Origin of the sequence: Gimesia chilikensis (assembly GCF_007744075.1) — a bacterium.
Classification (GTDB): Bacteria; Planctomycetota; Planctomycetia; order Planctomycetales; family Planctomycetaceae; genus Gimesia; species Gimesia chilikensis_A.
This window is the reverse complement of sequence record NZ_CP036266.1, coordinates 4154828-4180835: the sequence shown is the minus strand read 5'-3', so window position 1 is coordinate 4180835 and position 26008 is coordinate 4154828. Positions and strand designations below refer to the sequence as shown.

Annotated in this window: 1 protein-coding gene; it reads left to right on the top strand. The window is 53.6% G+C overall.

Annotated features, from left to right (window positions below; genetic code table 11):
- The first annotated feature begins 94 nt into the window (after nt 1-94).
- The gene (locus HG66A1_RS15770) at nt 95-26008 is read left to right on the top strand and encodes a choice-of-anchor D domain-containing protein (protein ID WP_145185807.1); all 25914 of its coding nucleotides are present in this window, start codon (nt 95-97) and stop codon (nt 26006-26008) included.

Below are 26008 nucleotides of genomic sequence, written 5' to 3'. Positions count from 1 at the left end.
GCCCAAACAGGGATCCGCGGGCCAGATTGAATCCCGGCTGAATTCGCATCCCAATTTAACTTACTAAGATCTCACTGACTGAGGAGTTGACAGGATGCTGCTTACGAACTGGCTGGGTAATCTTACGTCCCGTATTTTGAAACGCCTGGTTTATCGCTCACGTGAACGGCGTTCCCTCCGTCGACGCTGGAATGCGGTTGTCACAAACAGAATTTCGACAGCAGAAGCGCTGGAAGACCGCACATTGCTCACCTCCCTGTTTCAGGGGGAGTTGCTACCCGACGCTGCAACAAATCCGGGGCACCTGGATTTGACCGGCCAGGCAGTCGCCGTTGATGGTGACTGGATGGTGGTGGGAGCGCCTGAAGCAGATACGTCACAAGGTGTCGATAGCGGGGCGGTTTATATATATGTTCGCAATGATGCCAATACGCCTGGCAACGAAACCGATGATACATGGGATTTTCATTCGACTCTCCTTACTCCCAGTTTGTCCAATCCCGAGTACGATAACTTCGGTACCGCAGTCGACATCGACGGGGACTTAATCATCGTAGGATCCCCTTTTGCTACAGATGGAGACAGTCCCAGCTCGGCATATATTTTTACACGCATGGATTCTGGTACCTTCAATGATTTGACAGACGATGTGTGGAGTTATACGACAACTCTGTCCAGGTCTGAGGATATGGAGCCTCTGGGACAGGAAGGGTTTGGAAACGCTGTCGCCATTAAAGGCAACACTGCAGTCCTGGGAGTCCATTCTGATCGAAGTTTTGGATACCCCCTGGGAGCCACTTATGTTTTTTCAACTGACGATTCCTGGAGCTCTCATTCTGTTAATACACTGCGTGCTTCCGATGGAACGGGTGATGACTGGTTCGGTAACTCTGTCTCTGTGACTGAGGATGGCAATACAATCATCGTCGGTTCTTATAGAGATGATTCAAGTACGGGTGCTGTTTATTTCTATAGTCGAGATCGTATGGGTACGCCTCAAGTTTCAGATGACAGCTGGAGTGAAACTCAGAAAGTCTCTGCAAATGTAGCGGGTTCTCAATTCGGCTGGGCGGTAGATATCGACGGAAATACTGCAATCGTTGGAGCTAATTATCGTCCGGATCCAGTCAATGCAGGGTCAGCATACATCCTGGAAGCAGACGAGTTCAATAATTGGGGGATTGTTGCCGAATTGCGAGCCGCTGATGCGGCCCAATATGAACAGTACGGATATTCGGTTTCCATCAGCGGAAATCTGGCTGTCGTAGGAAATGTTTTTGATGATGATCTCATATCCAATGCGGGGTCGGCTTACATCTATAATGGGGCCGGAGGGTGGACGTCAGCGCCCGTGCAGAAAATTTATCCCTCGGACCCGACTCTCCACACTAATTTTGGAAGAAGCGTTTCCATCAGTGGTGACACCATCGTGGTCGGTGCCAACGCACACGAGCATGATTATGGCGGAACGACGGGTATCGTAAAAACGGGTTCTGCTTATGCGTTTGGTCCGTCATCGCCCCTTTCTCCAACCGTCTTTGTAGATGATAATTTCAGTAATCCTGTTGTCGGACAGGATCCTGATGGACCTGGAGGTGCGATTGAATTTGGTTACGATGCCTTCGCGCGGATTCAGGATGCGATCGACAAGGTTGCCGATGGAGGGACCATCTTCATCGCCCCGGGTACCTATCTCGGAAACGCTAATGCGACTTCATCCCGAACCGACAAAGATGTCACAATCGCTATCGGAGTCAGCGCAGCCCAGGTTGTCATGAACGGTGATCTGAGTCTCGATTTTGGCGACACACTCGATTTCCAGATCGCAGGCAATACTGCCGGTGCGAGTTACGACCAGTTCGTCGTGAATGACAGCGTTTCGATCAATAACAGTTTTCTGAAACTACAGGACTTTTATAACCCCCTCGAAGGCGATCAGTTCATCCTGATTCAGAACGACGGGATCGATCCCATCGAAGGGGAATTTTTCCTGGACGGTACACTCACCAGACTTACCGAGGGTTATGAGTTCACCGACTTCATGGGAGTCGCCGGCCAGAGTGCCTATCTGACCTATAAAGGGGGCGACGGGAATGATCTGGCGATTGTTGTCGAGGACTCGACACCTCAGACTTCGCTCCCCGTCAACGGCACCGCTGATCAATATACGCTAAAACTGGTCGGTGAGCATGTCATGCTCTCTGATGATACAACGGGCGACATACTTTACAACGTGCCTTTGAGCGCGCTCGGAGGCCCCCTCATCATTGATGGCGAACCAGGTCAGGATGACACACTGACGATTGACCTGACCGGTATCGATGATTCCACACCTCTACAGGTGGTCTTCAATGGTGGCACCGGCGGAAACGATGCGCTTAATCTGACGGGCGGCGATCTGGTAACCATGAATTACTATTTCGACAACGTCAGTGACGGCAGAATCGCATTGAATACTCCGATGAACGAATTCCTGACCTATACCGGTCTCGAACCCATCACATCGACGGTAGACAGCGAAAATGTCGTTCTCTACTACGGTAATTCCAGTGAAACCATCAGCATCACCGATGCCGGCGGCGGGATGACCACGGTTGATTCTACCGCGGGAGAAATGCTGACTTTCATTGATCCGACCGATGTTCTGCTCATCAATGCGGGTGGTGGTGACGACATCATCAACCTCGATTCACTGGCAGCCAACTACAGTGGTGAGCTGCGCATCGTCGGTGGTGATGATGAAGATACTCTGAATGTGAACACTGAAGTGAGCCTGGCCGCCGATCGATTCTTACTCTTCACTGCGGAAGACATCTTTCTGAACGGCGGCAGCATTACCACCAATGGTAATGTCTGGCAGACCTTTCATGGTGATGTTACCCTCGGCGCTGACACGACCATCAATAACATCGGCGGAAGCTCTGTTTACTTTGACTTCACCGTCAGTGGCAATTATTCCCTGGATGTCACGACCGCTGGTTTCATCGCCTTTTATAACTCTGTTACTGTCGACTCACTCATCGCCAATGCAGGAACCGTCATCGCTCAGCTTAGTGGATCCATTAATACGGGGGCCAATGATGTTGAGTTGACCGCAGGTGAAAGCATCGCAATTACGAATATCACGACTTCGGGCGAGGTCCGCATCACGGCAGTCACAGGCGAGATCGCAGATTATTCAGCAGACGAGTCCAGCAACATCAACGCCGACCGTGCAGTCCTCCGCGCCGGAACGAAAATCGGTGGGGATGCTGATAATACACTGGAAACCAGTGTCAACACCCTGGCCGCATCCGTTGCGAATGGAAATATTGAAATTGTCAACACTGGCGCCCTTGAGATCGGCACCGTCGATTCCTTAGACGGAGTCACCGCTAACAACGGCAACGTTATCATTACCACCGCCAGCCCGTTGACAGTCAATCAGACCATCAGTGGCGATTCGGTCACACTGACTACTGTCGACAGCGCAGCTACTGGCGACAACCTGACGATCAACGCCGACATAACCAGTACAGTCAGCGACATTACGCTCAACTCAGGCGACGACTTCACCCTGTCCGCCCTGGCAACACTGACCTCCAGCACCACGATCAACATCAATGTCGACCCCAGCGCCGGAGATCCGGATACCGCTGGCAGCACGGTTGACCTGCTCGGAGACGTTTCCGCCACAGCAACCACCATCACCGGCGGCGCTGATGCAGACACGTTCAACATCACCCCCAGCATGAACTCCCCCATCAGTGTCGTTGGAGGCAATCCATTCATGTCCCCTGGTGACACGTTGACCTACCTTACTCCCACGGGTGAAACAACAAGCTTCACTCCCATCGATTCTGATGGAGGAACCATCAGCGTCACAGGAAGCACTGCTGATGTCACCTTCGATGAAATCGAAAACATGACGATGAGTGGGGCATCGAGTTTGATTGTGAATGGAACGTTTAACAGTGATACTTTGCGAATCACAGCAACAAATCATAATTCTGGAAGTTACCAGCTTAATGATGGCCCTGTTGTTCAATTTTCGAATATTACAGAATTTACATTCAACGGTCTGCAAGGCCTGGATCTGCTGGAAATAAATAATCCCACAGGAGGTGTCTTCGATCCAGTCGACGGCGTGACATACAATGCCAATACCGGGACCATTCATATTCTGGGGGGAGCAGCGACGACAGTCGAACACCGAATGTCCAGCAGTACGAACGGCAGTCTGTTTTACGATGGGGAAAGTACCGCTACGATCAATTATAACGGGGTCGGCTCCGTCTTTGCGGTAAACGATCAGGTTTCAGTGACAGATCGAATTCTCACTTACAACACGGGCGACGAAGATTTCATTATTTCTGACGGTGAATTTGCATTATCGACCACTGTAGATTCAGACGGCGGTCCTTCTGTTTCATTCTCATCACCGACCGGTTCACTGACCATCAACACGATGGTGGGCGACGATACTCTGACATTCACTGACCTGTCGCTAGATTTTGATGCTGATCTGAATATCAACGGGGGAACCGTTGAATTCATTCGAGACCTGGATTTCAATTCGGGTGATTTGAATCTGGATGTTGACAGTGTGGAAATTTCTGCAGCCTTGTCTACGACAGGCAATGTCAACATCCAGGCGACATACGAAATTCAGATGCTCGCATCTTCCTTTGTTGGCAGCATCGATGCGGGAGCAGGTGACATTAACCTGACCGGGGGCTGGATCCAGCTGAGAAGCTTGAGCACAACAGGAAATGTCTCACTCACAGCAAATACGACTGCCATTTATGATTCCAACGGCGGTTCCGTTAACATTACCGCCGACCAGGTCGTATTACGCAGTGTTACCGGGTCGGAAGGTCTTGAGATCAATGCCAACAAACTGGCAGCATCTGCTGATTCCGGCAACTTGAGTTTCGTCAATTCAGGCGACCTCATCATCGGAACCGTCGATGGACTCTCAGGCCTCACCGCCAGCGAAGGTCTTGTCAATGTAATAACAAATGGTGCCCTGACAGTTAACGATGCTGTATATGCTATTGACGCAGTCGATCTGATGACTGGTGACACATCCAACTCGGGCGAAGACCTGACGATTAATGCCGATGTCACCAGCTATTCCGCTATTGTCACTCTCTCCGCTGCTGATATTCTGACAATTGCCACCGGAAGTACCGTCAGTGGCGGCGAAGTGCAAATGTTGATCGATGCTGGCTTACCAGGATCCAACGACACTGCCGGGGGAACGGCCAATATAAATGGTACTCTACTTGGTACTACCCTGGAATTGCGCGGTGGAAACCACGATGACACGGTCATCATTGACAGCAATGGCGGAACGAATAATGACGGCGGTACTCTCGATGCCTTCGACTTCCCCTTCACGTTCTATGGGTTTTTAGGATTCGACTCCTTCATCCTGGATGACTCAGGGGATACCACCGGCGATATTATTGAGATCCAGGATCTGGCTCCTGGTTCAGGTCTGATCAGAGGAATGGCATCGCCGGGCATCGACATTACTTACGATTCCGGCGTGGATCAGGTGACCCTGGCAACTGGTAGCGGCGCCGATGATATTACTCTCACTCCCAACACTGTCACCGCCTTCAATATCCTCGGCGGCAACCCGACGATGGCTCCCGGCGACACACTGACGTATGTTACTCCCGCAGGGGAAGTCGCACTCTTAACCCCCAATGGCCCGGACGGGGGTACGATCACGATCGTAGACGACTTGGTTGGCTATGAGGATGTAGTCTTCGATGAAATTGAAACCACACTCGTTACCGAGAATCTGACCATCGAGGGAACCGTCGGCGATGATGAATTGATTATTACCGCGACCAGTGCCAATTCCGGCACCTATCAGTTGAATGGTGGTGCGATCATCGCATTCAACAATCTGACCGATCTGACCTTTAATGGTCTCGACGGTGATGATCGCCTGGTGATTAACAATCCCACAGGCGGCCTGTTCAATCCCGTAGATGGCGTGATTTACAACGGCGGTACCGGCGGAGAAACGAACGGTGATACTCTCGAGATACGGGGGGGGACGGCAGGGACCGTCGAACATCGCTTTGTGAATGATAATGAAGGAGCCATTCATTACGACGATCAGTTTAATGCGACGATTGTCTATACCGGCCTGGAACCAATCATTGATACCATTGAGGCTACCGGACGTGAGTTTCACTACTCCGACTCTTCAGAAACAATTACCCTCACCGATGCAGGAGGTGGTCAATCCACCATTGATTCAACAGCTGGTGAGCTGGTGACCTTCGTTAATCCAACCAGCTTCTTAAATCTCTTCTCTGGTGGCGGGAGTGATATTATTAATATCGATTCTCTGGGCATTGTCCCGCCTGCACCGATCGCGTTTGAGATCGATGCAGGTGCGGGAAATGATACCATCAACGTCGGTTCGAATATCGCCGAAGGCCCCTTTGCAATCACAGGTTCGCTGACACTTAAAGGGGGGGAGGGAGACGATACTATTAATCTCGATTCCCTGGCAGCAGATCTGAATTTGGACCTGGGAATTAACGGCCAGGATGGTGCCAACGATATTTTGAATCTCAATTCAGCATTATCAACCACTTCAACCTCCTCTGTGTCCTTTAACACAGAAACCATTAACTTAAACGCCGGCAGCATCACCAGCGCCGGCAGCCAGTACTACTCCGGCAATGTGGTCTTAGGGGCCAATACGACAATCGACGCCGGTGACCAGCTCTTCCTGGAAGGAACCGTAAGCGGTGCCTTTACTCTGGATGCCTCTGCTGTCGGTTTGATTGCTTTCTTTGAGAACATCACTACGAGTGGTCTGACGGCTAATTCCAGTGGTTTTCTCAACATGGAACCAGATGTGGAAATCAATGCAAGGGCAGGAGATATTTCCTTAACCGCAGACGCACCGATCGGTCTTGCTTCACTCACAACAACCGGAAACGTTGATATTACTTCAGTCAATGGCAGCATCTATGATATTAACGGCGATGCCAACAACATCACTGCGAACAACGCAGCACTCCGCGCGCAAGGAAATATTTACGAGAACTCGGACTATCTGAATACCCAGGTCAATACTCTGGCGGCCGTTTCTAATACGGGTGATATTCTCATTGAAAATACCGGTAATCTGCAAATCGGTTCCTTTGACGGACTCCTGGGGCTGACTGCAGTTCAGGGAGCCGTAACAATCAAGAACACGGGAGCGATTTCAGTCACCGAAGATATCATTGCACGAGAAGAAGTATCACTGGATACGGGCGACATTGCAGGGACCGACGAAGATGTGTCAATTACAAACGGTGCAAGGGTGCGGTCGACCAACAGTAGCATCTACCTGTTCGCCGGCGATGACTTCCTGCTGGATGAGACATCCTTCATCCTGGCCTCGACAACGCTTGTAATCCACATGGATACCTATGGAGCAGAAGATCCGGAAGCCGAAGGAGGCAATATGAGTCTTCTGGGAACCGTTGCCAGCAGCTCAGAAGTCAACATCTATGCTGGTTCAGGGTCAGACACGTTTAATGTCACTCCCAGCATGGGAACCAATATCAGAATCACAGCTGGATTTCCCATATCTCCCGCTTCTCCCGGCGATACCTTCAACTATATCACTCCCGCCGGACAAAGAGCTTCGCTTTTGCCATTTGGAGATGATGCTGGTGTCATCACTCCAACAGGCGGCTATGCTTCCATCTATTTTGACGAGATGGAGACCGTCTCCCTGGAAGGAGATATTCGTGTCGTGGGCGGTTCTTTTGGTGAACAGCTCCTGTTGAACGCGACGAGTGCAGATGCAGGCTCGTTCCAGATGATTCGCAATGCAGTCCCATCTGTCATTGTGAACATGGACAATGTGACCTCGTTCACATTTGAAGCTGGTGGCGGAGACGACCTGCTGCAGATCACCAATCCAACCGGCAGCCTGTTCGCCCCCGTAAATGGGATCACCTTCAACGGCGGCTCAGGAGACGAAACAAACGGCGACAAACTGGAAATCCTGAGCGGCTCGGCAACGACTGTCGAACACAGCTTTACCAACGACAGTGATGGAACTGTTTTCTACAACGGCGCAGGAACAGCCACGATCACTTATACCGGTCTCGAACCGATCATCGACACCATTGTCGCTGCAGACCGAGTCTTTACTTACGCCGGTTCAGATGAAACGATCACACTTTCCAACTCCGGCACCTCCGGTCAGACACTAATTGATTCTACACTGGGCGAATCCGTCAGCTTCGCGAATCCCACTGGTTCCGTCACGATCAACAGCAATACAGGTTCTGACATCGTTGAAATTTACGGAGTCGATGCCGCCTTCAATGCTGACCTCATCATCAATGGTGGCTATGCTCAGTTGAAAGGGACAACTGACATTGGCGCTGGTAACCTGGACTTGGATGTAGATCTGGCGAACCTCGCAGCTGCCTTCATGACCACGGGTAACGTCGAAATCAATACCGTCGGATTCCTGGATATGGAAATCACCGGAAGCATCGATGCCGGTGCGGGCAATATTGATCTGACAGGTAACTCGGTCTATCTGGCTGAGATCACGACAACAGGTGATGTGACAGTCACCGCAACCCTGGCCAGTATTTTTGATGTCAACGATTTAGCCAATAATATCACAGCTAACCACGTCGCTTTGCGTAGTGCTGACGCGATCGGCTCACACATATCACCGGGTAACGAACGCATTGATCTGCAGGTCAATACCCTGGCCGCCTCAGCAGCCGGAGATATTGCAGTCCTGAATAATGGGGCTCTGGTAGTCGGTAGTTTTGATGATTTGACCGGGGTTACATCGACCGGCGGCCTGGTTTCAGTCGCTGCGACAGGACAATTGGTGGTAAATGAGAATGTGACCGCTTTCAGTACAGTTTACATCTCAGCTCTCGATGACGTCAGCACAGGCAACGATCTAACCGTGAATGCCGATGTAACCAGCAATACAGACACCGCCCGGCTCTCTGCGGGAGATGTTCTCACACTGTCTTCCGGAACGACTGTGGACGCTGGCTTAAACATTTTTCTCTACATTGATGCTGGGGCCGCAGGAGCACTGGATGCAGAAGGCGGAATCGCCAACCTGAATGGCGTTCTCACATCTGTCAGCGACATCCGACTCTACGGCGGAGTCAGCGATGATACCGCCATCATTGATGATAATGGAGGAACCACAAACGATGGTGGTACCGTAGACAATATCCAGAGTCAGTTCACGTTCTATGGAATCGGCGGCACCGATTCCTTTATTCTGGACGATTCTGGAGATACCACCGGTGACACCATCGCAATCACCGAAACAGGTTCAGGATCAGGTGCCATTACTGGAGCGGGAATCGCGGACATCCTGTTTACTTCGGGGATGGATCAACTCACCGTGACGACGGGAACCGCCGCCGATGACATCACCGTCAGCCCCAACCTGGATACCGCGATCAACATTTTCGGCGGTAACCCTGCCTCTACTCCCGGTGATACCCTGACCTATCTCACGCCTGCAGGACAAACCACGGCCCTGACTCCCAGCGGCGCTGACGGGGGAACCATTTCTGCGACCGGTGGATATGAAAATGTCGTCTTCCACGAAATCGAAACCCTGACGATGGATTCCAGTGCCAATCTGATTGTTCATGGCACCGCCGGCGATGACGTGCTGACCATTACCGCCACCAATTCGAATTCGGGAAGCTACCAGTTGAATGGCGGACCGATCGTCAACTTCGCAAATATCACCGACTTTATATTTAACAGTCTGGACGGCGATGACAGACTGGTCATCAACAATCCAGCCGGGGGATTGTTTGATCCCTTCAACGGACTCACCTTCAATGGAGGAACCGGCGGTGAAACGCTGGGGGATACCCTGGAAATTCTAGGCGGAACTGCCAGCACAGTCGAACATCGATTTGTGAATAACAGTGACGGAAGCATCTTCTATGATGGTGAAGCAACAGCCACGATCACTTACACAGGCCTCGAGCCGATCATCGACACCATTATCGCTGCAGATCGAGTCTTCACCTTTACCGCAGGAACAGAGACGATTACGGTCAATGACGCAGGTCCGGCTGGTCAGACTCAGATTGATTCTACTTTCGGTGAATCTGTCAGCTTCGTGAATCCCACGGGATCATTGACCATCAATAGTAATCTCGGAGCTGATAGAATCGAAATCAACGGGCTGGATGCGGCCTTTGATGCTGACCTCACTGTGAATGTTGGGGTCATCGAAGTCAATGGCGCCATCGATATTGGCTCCGGTGAGTTGCTCTTTGATGCGGGTATCGTGTTTATCGATGACGCCATCACAACGACCGGTAATGTTACGATCGACACAAACTCGTCACTCATTATGTATTCGACCGGGAGTATCGATGCAGGTGCCAGCTCTATTGACTTGACTGGCAGCCTGGTTCGAATTGGACAGATCAGTACAACCGGTGATGTCAGCATCACCTCCACCAGCAGCGGTATTTTTGATAGCAATGGACTCGCCAATAACATTACCGCGAATAATGTCGTGTTACGCAGTGCATCGGGAATCGGCTCTACCGGATCAATGGGCGCTGACCGCATTGATTTGCAGGTGAATACAATCGCTGCCACCGCAGACTATCACATTGCGATCATTAACACTGGATCGTTAAATATCGGTACGGTGGATGGATTATCCGGTCTCAAATCCAACACAGGCATCGTTTCAGTTCACTCTTCTGAATTCTTAAATGTGAACGAAACAATTGAGGCCGAGGAAGCGGTATTCTTAACAGTCGACGATAGCGCCGCAGCAGCGAATGACCTCACAATCAATGCGGATATCACCAGCCACGCTGCGAACATCAATCTGACTGCGGGAGACATCTTAAATATCACAAACGGGGTCACACTGAATGCAGCGACCAGTATGTATTTCTACATTGACACGGGAACGAACCCTTCCGGCTTAGTCGATCCCGAAGGGGGCATTGCCTACTTAACTGGAACTTTGATCGCACCAGACGGAATCCAGATCCTGGGAGGCTCTCACGATGACCTGATCATTATCGACAGCAATGGCGGTACCGCAAATGACGGCGGTACCGTAGATAATATCCAGAATGCATTTACCATTCTCGGATCCAGTGGTTCAGACTCACTCATCCTGGATGATTCAGGAGATACCACTGGGGATACGATCGCCATCACAACGGCAACAACTCCAGTACCTGCTGGCGCCGGTTCGATTACAGGAGTCGGCCTGGCAGATTTCGACTATACGACACTGGAAAATATCACCCTCACAACTGGAACTGCTGCCGACGATATCACAGTCACTCCCAGCACAGATACTTCGATTAATGTCGTTGGTGGTGATCCGGCAATGTCTCCTGGCGATACATTGACCTACCTCACCCCTGTTGGTGAGAACGCTTCCCTTTCCCCCGACGGTGCTGATGGTGGAACAATCTCCGCCACAGGTGGCTATCAGAGTGTCACATTCGACGAAATCGAAAGTCTGACACTCGCCGACAATCCGGTCTTGAACCTGGTTGGTACCTCAGGTCATGACACACTGATCATCACTGCGACCAATTCTAACTCCGGAACTTACCAGCTCAACGGCGGTCCAATCGTCAGTTTCGCCAATATCACCGACTTTACTTTCGACGGGCTGGCCAGCGATGACCGTCTGGTGATCAACAATCCCACCGGTGGAGTTTTTGATCCTGTTAACGGCATTATCTTCAACGGCGGCGACGGTAATGAGACCAATGGTGACTCCCTCGAAATTCTGGGCGGAGTGACTGAGAGAATCGAACATGAATTCGTGAATGACAGTGACGGCAGCATCTACTTCGACAGTGAAATGACTGCCACCATTGTCTACACCGGACTGGAACCGATCATTGACACGATAGAAGCAGAAGTTCGAATCTTCCAATACTCCGATTCCGCAGAAACGGTCACGGTCACTGATGCCGGAAGCGGTCTGACAACTATTGATTCGACTGCCGGGGAAATGGTTACATTTATTGCCCCCACTGAAGCATTTGCAATCTTTACCGGCGACGGAGACGACACCGTCAACATCGATTCGCTTGCTGCGGATTATGGCGCCGAGTTAGTCATCTATGGTGAAGGTGGAGCCAACGATACTTTGAACGTGAACTCGGCCCTGTCGATTGGCGAGTCACACCGAATTGTTTTTGCCGTCGAAGCAGTCAATTTAAACGGAGGCAGTATCACGTCAGGGGGTAGTCAGTCTTATTCTGGTGATGTGACCCTCGGAACAAACACGATCATTAATGCTGGATCGGACCTGTCTTTTTTCCGTAGTATAACTGGTGCATACACACTGGACCTGCAGTCAGATACCGCTATTGTCTTCCGGGATACGGTCTCAACGGGCGCTCTGACCGCCAATGCCGACGGTTCAATCGTCATGCTTGATAATGCTTCCATCAACGCAGGGGCTGGCAATATTTCCTTGATCGCTGGACTCGCCGTCGCCCTGATGGATATCACGACTACCGGTGATGTGGTAATCACGGCGATGACGGGCCACATCATTGACGATAATGGGTCGGCAGTGAACATTACGGCAAACAGTGCAGCGCTTCGTGCTTTTGAAGACATCGGCTTTGATGGACCCGATCTGGAAACGCAGGTCAACCTCTTAGCTGCCAGTTCCACGACGGGCGACATTCGCATCATCAACACCGGTGACCTGGAAATTGGCTCTTATGATGGCCTCCTTGGATTGTCAGCAACAAATGGTGTCGTCTCGGTTGAGAGTTCCGGAGCGATTTCCGTCACCGAAGATGTGACCGCGAATTCAATTGACTTTGATGTCGCAATCGTCAATCTTGATGCCGATCTGAATTCCTCAACAATTACCGGAAATGCGACAAACGTAAATGTACTCGGATCGACGGGTGGTGCAGAAATTCAGGATGCCGTCGATCTCTCGGCTGCCGGCGGTACCGTCCAGATCGCAGCAGGCACATATACACCGAGCTCAACCATCACGCTTACCAACGCCCTTACCATTCAAGGCGCACAAGCCGGCGTCGACCCACGTCCCGGCACCGGTTCGCTGCGTGATGAAACCGATGACACCACCGAGACTATCATTGATGGCGGTGGATCACTGAGCCGCATTTTCCTGATTGATGCTGACGATGTCACTCTGGATGGTCTGGTCATCACCAACGGTACAGGCGATCTTGTTCGCAGCAGCAACCCCGTCGATAATATCACGGTTCAATACAACATCATTCATAATTCAACCGGCGACGAAGGCGTACAACTGGCCAACGCCAGTAACTCCACCATCCAATACAACTACATCTTTGATATCGAAGGCGATGGTGCCAACTTCGACACCGCCAGCAACGGCAGTGTCCGGTTCAATGAAATGCGTAACATCCGCAGCACAAACGCCTCTATTTTCGTGGATGATTCAGAGGCCATCATCATCGAAGGAAACTACCTGGATCTGGGTCACCTGAATAACAATGACGGAATCAAAGTCAACGACTTCTCCGGGACCTATAACACTCAGACCTCGTACATCATCAACAACACTGTGATCGATTCCCTGCAGGATGGTATCACCATCGGCCGGTCGAACATTGTGGTCAGCGGCAATGAAGTCACCGGCAGCAGCAGTAATAATGGTGCCATTTATGTCAGTGAAACCGTCGACAATGTCGAGATCACGAACAACTTGATTCACGACAACCTCGCTGCGGTCTCCGGCACCGATACCAACTACGCAATCCGAATCGGCAAAGCCCCTTCCGACTTCCCCACCAACGTCATCGTGCGTGATAACAGTATTGTGAATAACGACGGTCTGATATTCTTCGCGCAGAATTCTCAAGCAAACCTCGACGCACTGCGTAACTGGTGGGGCTCGACTGATGCCGCGATCATTGCAGCCGGCATTGTCGGCGTGATGGATGGAGGCGGAAACACTAACGGTTCGATCGACTTCTCAACCATTCTCACGAGTGGCATCGATATAGACGGCGTTGCTCCCGGATTCCAACCGGATACTTCCAGTTTGAGCGTACACACCTTCGGCGGCGAACCGGCAAACGGTTCTCGCATTCAGAACGCGATTGACATGCTCGACGATTGGGGAACCCTCTTCATTCAAAGCGGGATCTACACAGGAAACGTAGACACGACTTCGACGGGAATCGACAAGAGTGTGACCCTGGCCCCAGGAAACAGTCCCGGCCAGGTCACCATCAACGGCAATCTGACATTGAATGCCGATGATGTTCTGGAACTCGAAATCAACGGCACTACTGCCGGAACCGGTTTCGATCAAATGATCATCAACGGCACTCTGAATCTGGGAAGCGCCAGTCTGAACCTGATCGATGGTTTTGATCCCGTCGAAGGCAATCAGTTTCTGCTGCTTGCCAATGATGGATCCGATCCCGTCGTCGGCACTTTCGCTGGACTGGCTGAAGGTTATGAATTCACAGACTTTCTCGGCGTAATCGGCCAAAGCGCCTTCCTGACTTACCTGGGCGGAGACGGCAATGACGTGGCGATTATCGTCGAAGATTCGACACCACAAATCACTCTGCCCGTCAATAGTCAGCCAAATAACTATCGACTCGAGCTGGCAGGCTCTCACCTGATCCTGACTGACGTCGATTCAGGAGAAGTGATCTACAACGTCCCCACGAGTGCCGTGGGAGGCCCGCTCACCATCAATGGTGAAATCAATCAGGATGACACCTTGATTGTTGACATGACTGGCATCGACGAAAACACTCCTCTGCAAATCATCTTCAACGGTGGTGCAGGTGGAAATGACACCCTCGCGTTCGAAGGGGGCAGCCTGTCGTCCATGGAATACTACTTCACGAATGCCTCTGATGGCAGCGTCCAGTTAAACGGTTCGGGAACGAACTTCCTGACCTACACGGGACTGGAACCAATCACCTCGACTGTGAATGCGACGAACGTGACACTCAACTATGGTGCAGACAGTGAAACCATCACGGTGACCGATGCCGGCGGCGGACAGACGACTGTCAACTCGACATCGGGTGAAGTATTGACCTTCTTCAATCCCACCGGAACTCTGACAATCAACGCCGGGGATGGTGATGACCTGATTATTGTCAACTCTTTGGATACTGCCTTTACTGCCGATATCATCATCAATGGTGAACTCGATGACGATACTGTCACTCTAGCCACAGGCTCTGTCACTCTGGGAAGTGGAAACTTCACGGTCAACACGGAGGACATCAAAGTCAATGGCGCTGTTACAACCACGGGGAATGTGGATTTCAATTCAGATAACACTGTCACGTTTACATCCGCAGGCAGTATCAATGCTACATCCGGCACTATCGACATTGTAGCGAGTAGTGATATCCAACTGGGTCAAATTACAACAACCGGCGATGTTACAGTCACTTCGACATCAGGAAACATTGCTGATAACAACTCGGTTCTTAATAATATTACGGCCGACAAAGCAACTCTCACTACAGGTCTGGGTAGCATTGGTTTGTTCACACTCGAAACGATGGTGACAACACTCGAAGTCAGCTCAGGAGGATCTATCGATCTGGATAACACCGGAGATTTAACGATCGGTGAATCTGGTGGTCTGACTGGCCTGAATGCAGCCGGAAATATACGAATTACTTCCACCGGAACACTGGATGTTACAGAAGACGTTATTACTACGGGTGGGTGGATTTTACTGGCGACCTTCGACTCAGCCACGAACCAGGATCTCACGATTCAATCAGGGGTCACGATACAAAATACTGGATCCTACATACGCCTGATTGTTGGTGATGACCTGAAAGTTGAAACCGGAGCCGCCTTATTTTCTGCTGCTCATATTGAAATTCAGATCGATCAAGGTGGTGCAGATCCTGGCACCGGATCGACTGCAAGCCTGTTTGGAACACTCAATGCAGTGAACGACATCATTGTTGCAGGCGGTAATGATAATAATACCGTTATCATCGATGGTAATGGCGGCTTAAACAACAATGGTGGAACCGTAGACGGAATTAATGCCGCCTCGTTTGTGTTCAATGGTGCCGGAGGCATGAATGAATTGATTCTCGATGATTCCGGGGATCTGACAGGCGATACAATTGAAGTGACTCACACTGGTGTTGGAATTGGCAACGTGACGGGGGCCGGAGTAACTGACTTTAACTTCAATTCTCCAAATCTTGATATTATTCTGGCATCAGGAAGCGCCGATGATAATTTCAGTGTCGAACTGGGAGCATCCGCTCCTGATGTCATCATCAGCTCCGCGGGTGGAAATGATAATCTGACTGTCCTGGGCCGGGCTGGGGGTGATGATTTTCTCGGGGTAACTCCCATCGCTTCAGAAGAGGTTCTGATCACTGATATCAACACCAGCAATCAAATTTCCTTTGACGGTCTTTCAGGAAGTCTGCTCATTGATGGCAGGGGATCATCCAGTTCCGATCACATAATTGTCCATGGGACATCGGGTGCTGATAATACAACCATTGACACGATTGGTGGAATCCTGACAACAACCATTGATCCCAGTCTGATCTCGGTTGGTGTGCAGAATATCGATTATCTTGATGTCAGAACCGGTAGTGGTGCTGATCAGATTCAGGTTAGCCCTCATTCAGATATCGCAATAGATATTTATGGGGATGCCCCTTCCATACTGCCCGGGGATGTCTTGAACTATACAGCTCCTGCCGGAGAAACTTCAACACTGAACCCCATTGACGCTTCCAGCGGTTCGATTACCACGACAGGTGGATTTGCCAATATAACATATGATGGAATTGAAACTCAAAATGAGCTCACTGCCTCGCCAGACCTCACTGTAGACGGAACTGCAGACGATGATATTCTGACGATCAATGCGACTGGTGCTGACTCAGGAACTTACCAGCTTAATAGTGGTCCCGTGATTGTTTTCTCCGGTATTACTGGCTTTACGTTCAATGGATTGGACGGCGATGACCGGCTCGTCATCAATAACCCCGTGGGTGGCGTCTTCGATCCTGTAGATGGAATCATTTTCAATGGTGGTACGGGTGGAGAAATCTTCGGCGACAGCCTGGAAATCGTGGGCGGAACCGCAACCTCTGTCGAACATCGTTTTGTGAATGAAAATGATGGCAGCATCTTCTTCGATGGCGAAGGAACCGCCACAATCACATATACTGGTCTGGAACCGATCATTGACAACATTGATGCAGTGAATCGAATCTTTAATTTTACCGGTGCTGCTGAAACCATCACACTTACAGATGACGGTGACCTCGGCGATGGAGAATCGATGATTAATTCCACACTCGGCGAATCGGTTATCTTTACGCATCCCACCGCATCGCTGACCATTAACACGAACGCCACTGGTGGAATTGATGCACTCAATATCGAAGGTCTGGATAGCACATTTGATGCGGACCTGACCATCATCGCCAAATTTGATGACACAACTACATTCCAGACCAACGCCACCGACATTGGCTCAGGCGATCTGACCATAGACAGGGGGAGCGTGATCTTTGACCAGAATGTCACGACGACCGGAAACGCGGTAATCGATGCGACCGGCGGTTCAATCATCGATGGTGGATCGAGTGCCGCCGATGCTTTGACAGCAGACACGCTCGTTTTATCTTCCTCATCTGGCATCGGAACTGCCGGTGATGCTCTGGACATCAGTGTTAATAATCTGGAAGCAATTACATCCGGAACCATCTGGATCAATAGCACTAATGTCAATCCGCTGACAATTGGGGGCATCGGCCCCATGGTCGGTGTTGAAGCACTCTTCGGAATCAGCCTAGTCGTTACTGGCCAGTTATTGATTGATGAGAATTTTCAGACTTTCGGCGACGTGTTGATCGAATCTGCCGATTCGATCACGATGGCAGGTGCTACACGGGTCAGATCAGAAAATGGAGCCGTCGAAATGACCGCCAGCGGAGATATCCTGCTCAGCCGGGTTGTCGCTGGTGGAACGGTTGATGTCCAGTCAACAGCAGGCGCCATCTTGGACAGCAATGGTGCAGATACGAACGTAATCGCGGACGGAGGAGCTCGTCTCCGCGGTAGCACAGGAGTCGGTACCGATTTAGATTCACTCGAGACAACGCTTGGCACCATTGTCGGAGAAAGTGCCACAGGCGGCTTCTACATTGATAATACGGGAAATCTCTCAATCGGCGGCGGTACCTTTACCGGCGGGATTCAAACAGATGGCGAAATCCTCGTAGAAAGCACAGGAAACATCAATGTCAACACCATCGTCCAGACCAACGGCAGTGAGATTAGCCTGTTTGCTGATAATGATTTGATTCTCAATGCTGCTGCAGTGGTTGACACCACTTTGTCAGCAGATGTGACGCTGCTCGCTGACAGTGACCTCAGCTCAGGTGGTAGCTTCACCCAGGCTGACGGTGCGGGGCTGGTGAACGCTCAGGGGGGCACGCTTTATGTGAGTGCCACTGATAACGTTCTGATTTCCGATCTGCAAAGTGCCGGCGGTACGGTTGAAATCCATTCATTCACAGGCGACATCAGAGACAACTCAGTCGCCGAAGACGCTCTGGTCTCCGCAGGACAACTTCTGCTCAGAGCAGAAACCGGCATCGGAACATCTACCGGTGATGAAGATATTGATACAGCCGTAAGTACGCTTGCAGCGATTGCCTTTAATGGGGATATCGTCATCAATAACACAGGAGCACTGAGCATTGGCAACATCCTACCACTTAACGGTTTAACGGCAAGTAACGGTAACGTAACGGTAACTGCTTCCAGCCCTTTGACTGTAAACAGTGACGTCACCGCAGCAGGAACCGTCACATTGACAGCAACCGATTCTGCCGGAGCAGGTGATAACCTGTCACTCAGCCTCGGCGTCACTGTTGAATCCACCGGCGCGGATGTCATCCTCAACTCCGGCGATGACTTCCTGTTGGATCTCTTTGCTTCTGTCATCGCAGACACAACCATTACAATTAACGTTGATCCGATTACTGATGGGGCCGGAGCTACCGTTGATCTGCTGGGCAATGTCAATGCGACGCAGACCACCATCAACGGTGGAGACGACAGCGATATCTTTAACATTCTGCCGACCGTTGATTCACCGATCACCGTGAATGGCGGTGATCCGACTCTGCCTGGTCCCGGCGATGTGCTCAACCTCGATTTCAGTGGCCTGGCCGCTGCCCCGGCTTTGACATTAGGTGGAGATCCGGGTTCAGGACAGTTCAGCTTCCTGGCTCCCGATACCGAACAGGCTGTGAACTACACCAGCATTGAAGACGTCAACACCAACGGCAGTGGTGCCTATCACCTGGTGCTGGACATGTTCTTCTCCGGCTTCGAAGATGCTTCGGACGACACGATCGACGTTGGTCTGGATGCTGGCGGCACGAACCTGCTGATCGACATCAATGGCAGCAACTTCTTCACCGGTAACGATGCGGATATTCTCTCCTTCACCGTACTGGGCTCGGCTGACAACGATACGTTGAACATCAACGAAACCGCCGGCGGCCTGCCATTCTTCGCGACAGCCGCTCCCGCAGGTATCCCCGGTTCTAACGGGGCACACCTGAACCTGGCTGCGGAAACGTTCCTGGAAGATGAATTCGCTCCCACGACTTACGATGTGAACGATATCACGATTCACTACGACGGTAAGAACGGAACCGACGCGATCAATGTGAACTTCCTCACTGATCACAATGCCGGTTACTTCTCGGATACGATTGACGGCCTGGGAAGCGGTAATATCACTGGTTCTGCCGTCGGTGACACCGACATCGACCTGGGACTCTCCTTCGGTAACGTCGAAGGGGTCGGGTTCTCCGGTGCGGCGAACGGCGGCCTGCGAGTCGACGCTTCTTCCACACCGGCGACCACCGGATTGAACATCAACGACGACAGCACTCCCGCTGACGGCGTCTCCCAGATCACCGGTAACGGTGGCTTCACCGCACTGGTGTTCGACGGCTTTAATGAACTGCAGGTTGTCTCGGGAACCGGTGCGGAACTGATTGACCTGATCGCTCTGGACTCGGCAACGACGCTGACCAGCGTCGAACTGGATGCCGACGACGTGTTTGCGGCTGACGATGTGTCCAACGATACGATCCGTGTCCGCAGCACACCCGCGGGTGTCACCAGCGTCAGCCTGCTGGGCGGCCTGGGCGACGATCTGTTCCAGATCTTCGATGCCGGAAGCACGGTGGACAACATCTTCGCAGCCCTGGATGTGGATGGGGAAGGCGGAAACGACACGCTGAACATCGTCGATAGCGGCGACGCCACCGGTGACACGTTCGAAATCACCTCGACGACCATCGAGGGAATCTCCAGCTCTACCGGCACCGATGTGACGTTTGCCAACATCGACGATCTGAACGTCACCGGCACCGACGGCGACGACACGATCAACGTCAACCTGGGACTGCAGGAAGATCTGAACACCGTCACGATCAATGGTGCAGGCGGTGATGACGACTTCAACCTGCAGAACAGCACCCCGGTCGGCGTGAATACACTCCTCAACGGGCAGGCCGGCAACGATGAATTCATCTTCGACAGCAACTATGTGCTGCGGGGCTTCATCAATGGGGGTGGGGACGTCGATACCATCGACTACACCACGTACTCGAACGCCGTGCACGTGCAGCTGGCCGGCCTGGGCAGCCTGGACGGATTCCAGGGCTATGAGCTCAACGGCAGCATCCTGGGTACCGGCGGTGGCGGAACCGGCTTCGATAACATCAACGATCTGGTCGGTTCAGCCAACAGCGACACGCTGGAAGGTCCCAACCTGAATAACTACTGGGGCGTGACTTCGACCGATGAAGGTTTCATTATCGCCGAACGCAACAACCTGGCCAGCGGCCGACCGACGATCGCCGGCGATGCGATTGCGACTCCACCGGAAGAGCGGCTGGACTTCACCGACTTCCAGAACCTGATCGGGGGCACCCAGGACGACCGCTTCGACCTCAGCGACGGAGCCGGTCTGACCGGCACCCTCGACGGGGACACCGGTAACGACAGCCTGGATTACCGGGACTACACCACGGGCGTGACCGTCGACCTGTTCGCCGGCACTGCCACGAATATCGGCGGCGGCCTGGTAGCCGGCACCGGTGGCGGCGATGACGACAACAGCATCGAAAACGTCTTCGGCGGTGATGGCAACGACAATATCACCGGCGACAACGATCACAACATCCTGGGTGACGGCCTGGGCAGCGACAACCTGGACGGCGGCGGTTACGGCGTCGGCAGCGGTAACGGCGGCAACGATGTGTTCCTGATGGAACCGGGGGCCGGCGGCAGTGCCGACGTGATCACCGACATCCACGGCAACGACACGATCGACTTCCGCTTCGCGAGCCAGGGCATCGTCTTCGATGTGGATATCATCAACACCCCGCAGGACGTCTTCGGGGGGAACACGGTTGAACTGCGTCAGCTGCAGCCCGAACAGCCGGACACGAACCCCAGCTTCATGGAAAACGTGGTCGGCAGTGAGTTCGATGACTACATCTTCATCGATCCGCTCTCCCAGGACGGCAACTTCCCGATCGACGGACCACCGGTCCTGCGTTCGGCCGACGGACGGGGGGGATATGACATCCTGGACTTCGACGCCAAGGGACAGGCCGTGATTGACACCGGTTACTCCCTGACAGCCGACGGTGTGGGCACGGTGCAGTACCTCAACTTCGAAGAAGTGACCCCGTTCGAAGACAATCCAGCCACGATCGTCGACAACGGCGACCTGGGCTTCTCGCTGAGCGGGGACTGGCCTTACCATCCGGCGGGCACCGCAGCGATCACCACGGGCGTTGGCTATGAAGACGACATTCACACCGTGCAGTCGCAGCTGGTGGATCCGGCACACTACGGTGATGCCGCCGCCTTCTGGGAATTCTACGGTCTGACTCCGGGCGTGTACCGCGTTTCAGTCACCTGGCCGGCTTCCGAGAATCCGTTTGTGATTCCGCAGATGGCCAGCGATGCACCGTTTACCGTGTTCGACGGATCCCGCAACGACATTGCCACCACGGCGGTTGACTTGGGCACCTTCGATCTGAATCAGCAGGTCGCTCCCGACGACTTCCTGGCCGACGGTGCTCTCTGGGAAGACCTGGGAACGTTCACCATTAACAGCCGGACGCTGACCGTGATGCTGACCAACCTGGCCAACGGCCTGATCACCGCTGATGCGGTTCGCATCGAGCGGGTCTCTGCCGGTCCGGAAGTCCAGCTGACCGACGTGACCGATGCCCCGGCCCCGCCGAGCATCCTGGTTGACGGTCATCCGGGCGGCATCGACTTCGGGACCACCGAACTGTTGACCGACCTGACGCGGACCTTCGAGATCACCAACAGCGGTTCCGCTGCTCTGGACATCAGCAACATTGTGATTCCTGCCGGATTCACGACCACGCTGACCGCACAGAGTGTGGCCGCCGGCGATACGATCAGCTTCGAGATCACGATGGACTCCAACTCCTTCGGCGACCGTTCGGGCCTGTTCTCGTTCGACACCAACGACGTGGATGAAGCGACCTTCAACCTGCTGCTGCACGGTCAGGTCTCTAACGTGGTCATCATCGACAACGGCGATGCCGACTTCTCGGCCACCGCCGGCTTCGAACTGTATGACTCGGGCGTGAACCGGGGCAGTGCCGGCTTTGAAGGGGACATCGCGGGTGCGATTCCCAACCAGCCGGGCTTCATTCCGCCTCCGGCCGGGACCGACACCGCAACCTGGACCTTCACCGGTCTGGCCAACGGTTTCTACCGGGTCTCCACGACCTGGTCGGCTCTGTACAACCGGGTGACCGATGCTCCTTACACCGTAACCAGCGGTGGAAACACCTTCAGCCTTGACGTGAACCAGACTCTGATTCCGTCCAGCTTCGCTGATAACGGGGCCGCCTGGTTCGATCTGAATACCTTCTTTGAAGTGGTTGACGGCACGCTGACAGTGACCCTGACCAACGATGCCAGCAGCACCCCGCGGGATACCTTCGACCTGGCCAACGGCGTGATCGCCGATGCGGTCCGGATCGAATACCTGCCGACTCCTGACCTGGAAGTCACCGTGGACGGTAATGTCGTCGACGATGACACGGGCGTGGTTGACTTCGGTACAACGATCCCCGGCATTCCGGTTTCCAAAACCTTTACCGTGACGAACCTCTCCGCGGATCCGGTTGATGTGACCGGCCTGATCGAGTTCCCGCCCGGGTTCAGCATTGATCCTGCTTCCCCGTTCGGAACAGATACCGTGCCTGTGAACATTCCCGGCGGTGGATCGGTGACCTTCACCATCCAGTTCGATGGCGGGACCACCGGTTCGACCTTCGGTCAGATCTCGTTTACTACGGGTGACGCGGATGAGAACCCTTACAACTTCACCGTAACGGGAGCCGCCGGGCCGGCAACCGTCGGTATCAACGATGGCGACTTCACCAGCACCGGCACCTGGAATGAGCACATTCCGGGCGTTGTGGGTGATCCGGAGTTCCTGTATACGGGAGTGCCTTACGTGGGCGGCAGTGGTGCCAACACAGCCAGCTGGGAGTTCGATGTGGAACCTGGCCGGTACCAGATCGTGGCCCACTGGTACGTCCATCCGGACGTGAGCCCTTACGGACGGGCTGCCGCGACCAACGCTCCCTACACGATCTTCTCGGATGCGACCCCGGTCGACACGTTCCGGGTCAGTCATCAGACCAGTTCGGACGACTTCCTGGATGACGGCACCTGGTGGGAATACATTGGCGATCCAGTCGTCATCGACGGCAACACGCTGACCGTGATGCTGAGCGACGATGCGGACGGCATTGTCTACGCCGATGAAATCCGGATCATCCGGGTAGTTGATCCAGTGATCAAGGTCGAAGTGGACGGCGGAACCCTGGAAGACAGCGGTGCCGTGGACTTCGAAGACACGATCACCGGTGCTCCCGTGGTCAAGACCTTCACCGTAACGAACTTCGGCGAACGGAACATGGCCCTGGGCGGCATCAACGTTCCGACCGGGTTCAGCCTGGTCTCCGGGTTCGGGAATACAAACCTGGCCCCCGGTGCTTCGACGACCTTCACCCTGCAGATGGACGCCAGCGTGGGCGGCAGCTTCAGCGGGATGGTGAGCTTCGGCGGCGATCTGGCAGTCGAGAATCCCTTCAACTTCACGGTCAGCGGTTCGGCTGCGGACTCGATGATCATCGACAACGGTGACTCCGGTTACAGCACCAGTGGTGCTGCCTGGAACCGTGAAGTGCGTACCTTTGGTGATGACACGCAATACTTCCAGCGGGACCAGGATGTACTGCTGGGCGGCGATCTGCCGGGCGTCAATACGGCGACCTGGACGTTCGATAATCTGGGCGCCGGTACTTACCAGGTGGCTACGCACTGGCTGAACCACAGCGGATACGCGTCCAATGCCCAGATCACGATCGCGGGCATCGAAGGGGGACCGATCACGGTCACTCTGGACCAGCGGTTCTACCCGCAGGGCTTCAGTGCTGACGGCTCGATCTGGCAGGAACTGGGTAACTTCCAGGTGGCTGCCGGCAACACGCTGACGGTGACCATCTCGGACGATGGTGCAAACGGCAACCTGGCTGCCGACGCGATGCGGCTGGAACTGCTGACTCCCGGATCGACGGCTCCGGAAATCGATGTTGCCGCCGGGGCCACGGCCCTGACCAGTGGCGTGAGCGGCATCGATCTGGGCACCGCCTTCTTCGGCGAAACCCTGTCGCAGACCTTCACGATTACTAATACGGGGACCAACACGCTGAACCTGGGAGCCATTACTCTGCCAGGATCGGGCGAGTACACCGTCTCGTCTCCGCTGGGGACAACGACTCTGTTCGCCGGTCAGTCGACGACCTTCGAGATCTCGTTCAACAGCACCGGAGCCGCCGGTGTGGTTGCTGGTCTGGTCGAAATCGCCACGAACGACAGCGATGAGAACCCGTTCACGTTCAACATCACCGCCGAAATGACGGACGTGGTGCTGATCGACAATGGTGACGTGGGTTACAGCAGCACCGGCAGCTGGAACACGCTGTACTACGATGCCCGCTACTTCGAAAGTGATGCTCAGAGACTGAACCTGGGTCAGAGCGGAACGGCGACCTGGGACTTCACGAACCTGACCGCCGGAACCTATACCGTCTCCGCGACCTGGCTGAATGACCCGTTACGGGCCACGAACGCCGAGTACAATGTTGCCGGCGTGGGCCCCGTGGTGGTCGACCAGCAAGTCGCACCGAATGACTTTGCCGCCGACGGCTTCAACTGGGAAATCCTGACGGCCGCGGTTGTGGTGGCTCCCGGTGGTTCGATCACCGTGACCCTGAGCGACAACGGTCCGGCTGATGGTGCGATCAACGCTGATGCGATCCGCATCCAGCGGGTCGGACCGCTGATGGCGGCCGCCGGTGTGAGCAGCACAGCGGCTCCGTCGATCACCCAGTCTGACCTGGACTCGGTCGTAGATGCGGCCCTGGGCTACTGGGAAACAGCAGGGCTGAGCGACGCACAGCTGGAACTGCTGGGTTCGGTGAACTTCGTACTGACCGACCTGCCGGATGCAATGCTCGGTGGTGCTTCGGGTACAACGGTTCTGATCGACGTCAACGCCGCCGGTTACGGCTGGTTCGTCGATGGGACGCCGCTGGACAGCAGCGAGTTCACACTGCTGGACGGCAGCCTGCTGGCCGGTTCCGGCAGCGACGCCTTCGGTCAGATGGATCTGCTGACAGTCGTAATGCACGAGCTGGGTCACACACTGGGTCTGGAAGACCTGGACTCAGACGGTACCCTGATGAGCGAGTCGCTGGACGTCTCCGAACGTCGCCTGCCGAGTGCAGACGAACTCGACGACTTCTTCAGCGGCATCGCCGGCGGAGACAACCCGCTGCTGGACTAA

Coding starts and splice junctions, on each gene's coding strand:
- HG66A1_RS15770 (WP_145185807.1), top strand. CDS start 95: ATGCTGCTTACGAACTGGCTGGGTAATCTTACGTCCCGTATTTTGAAA.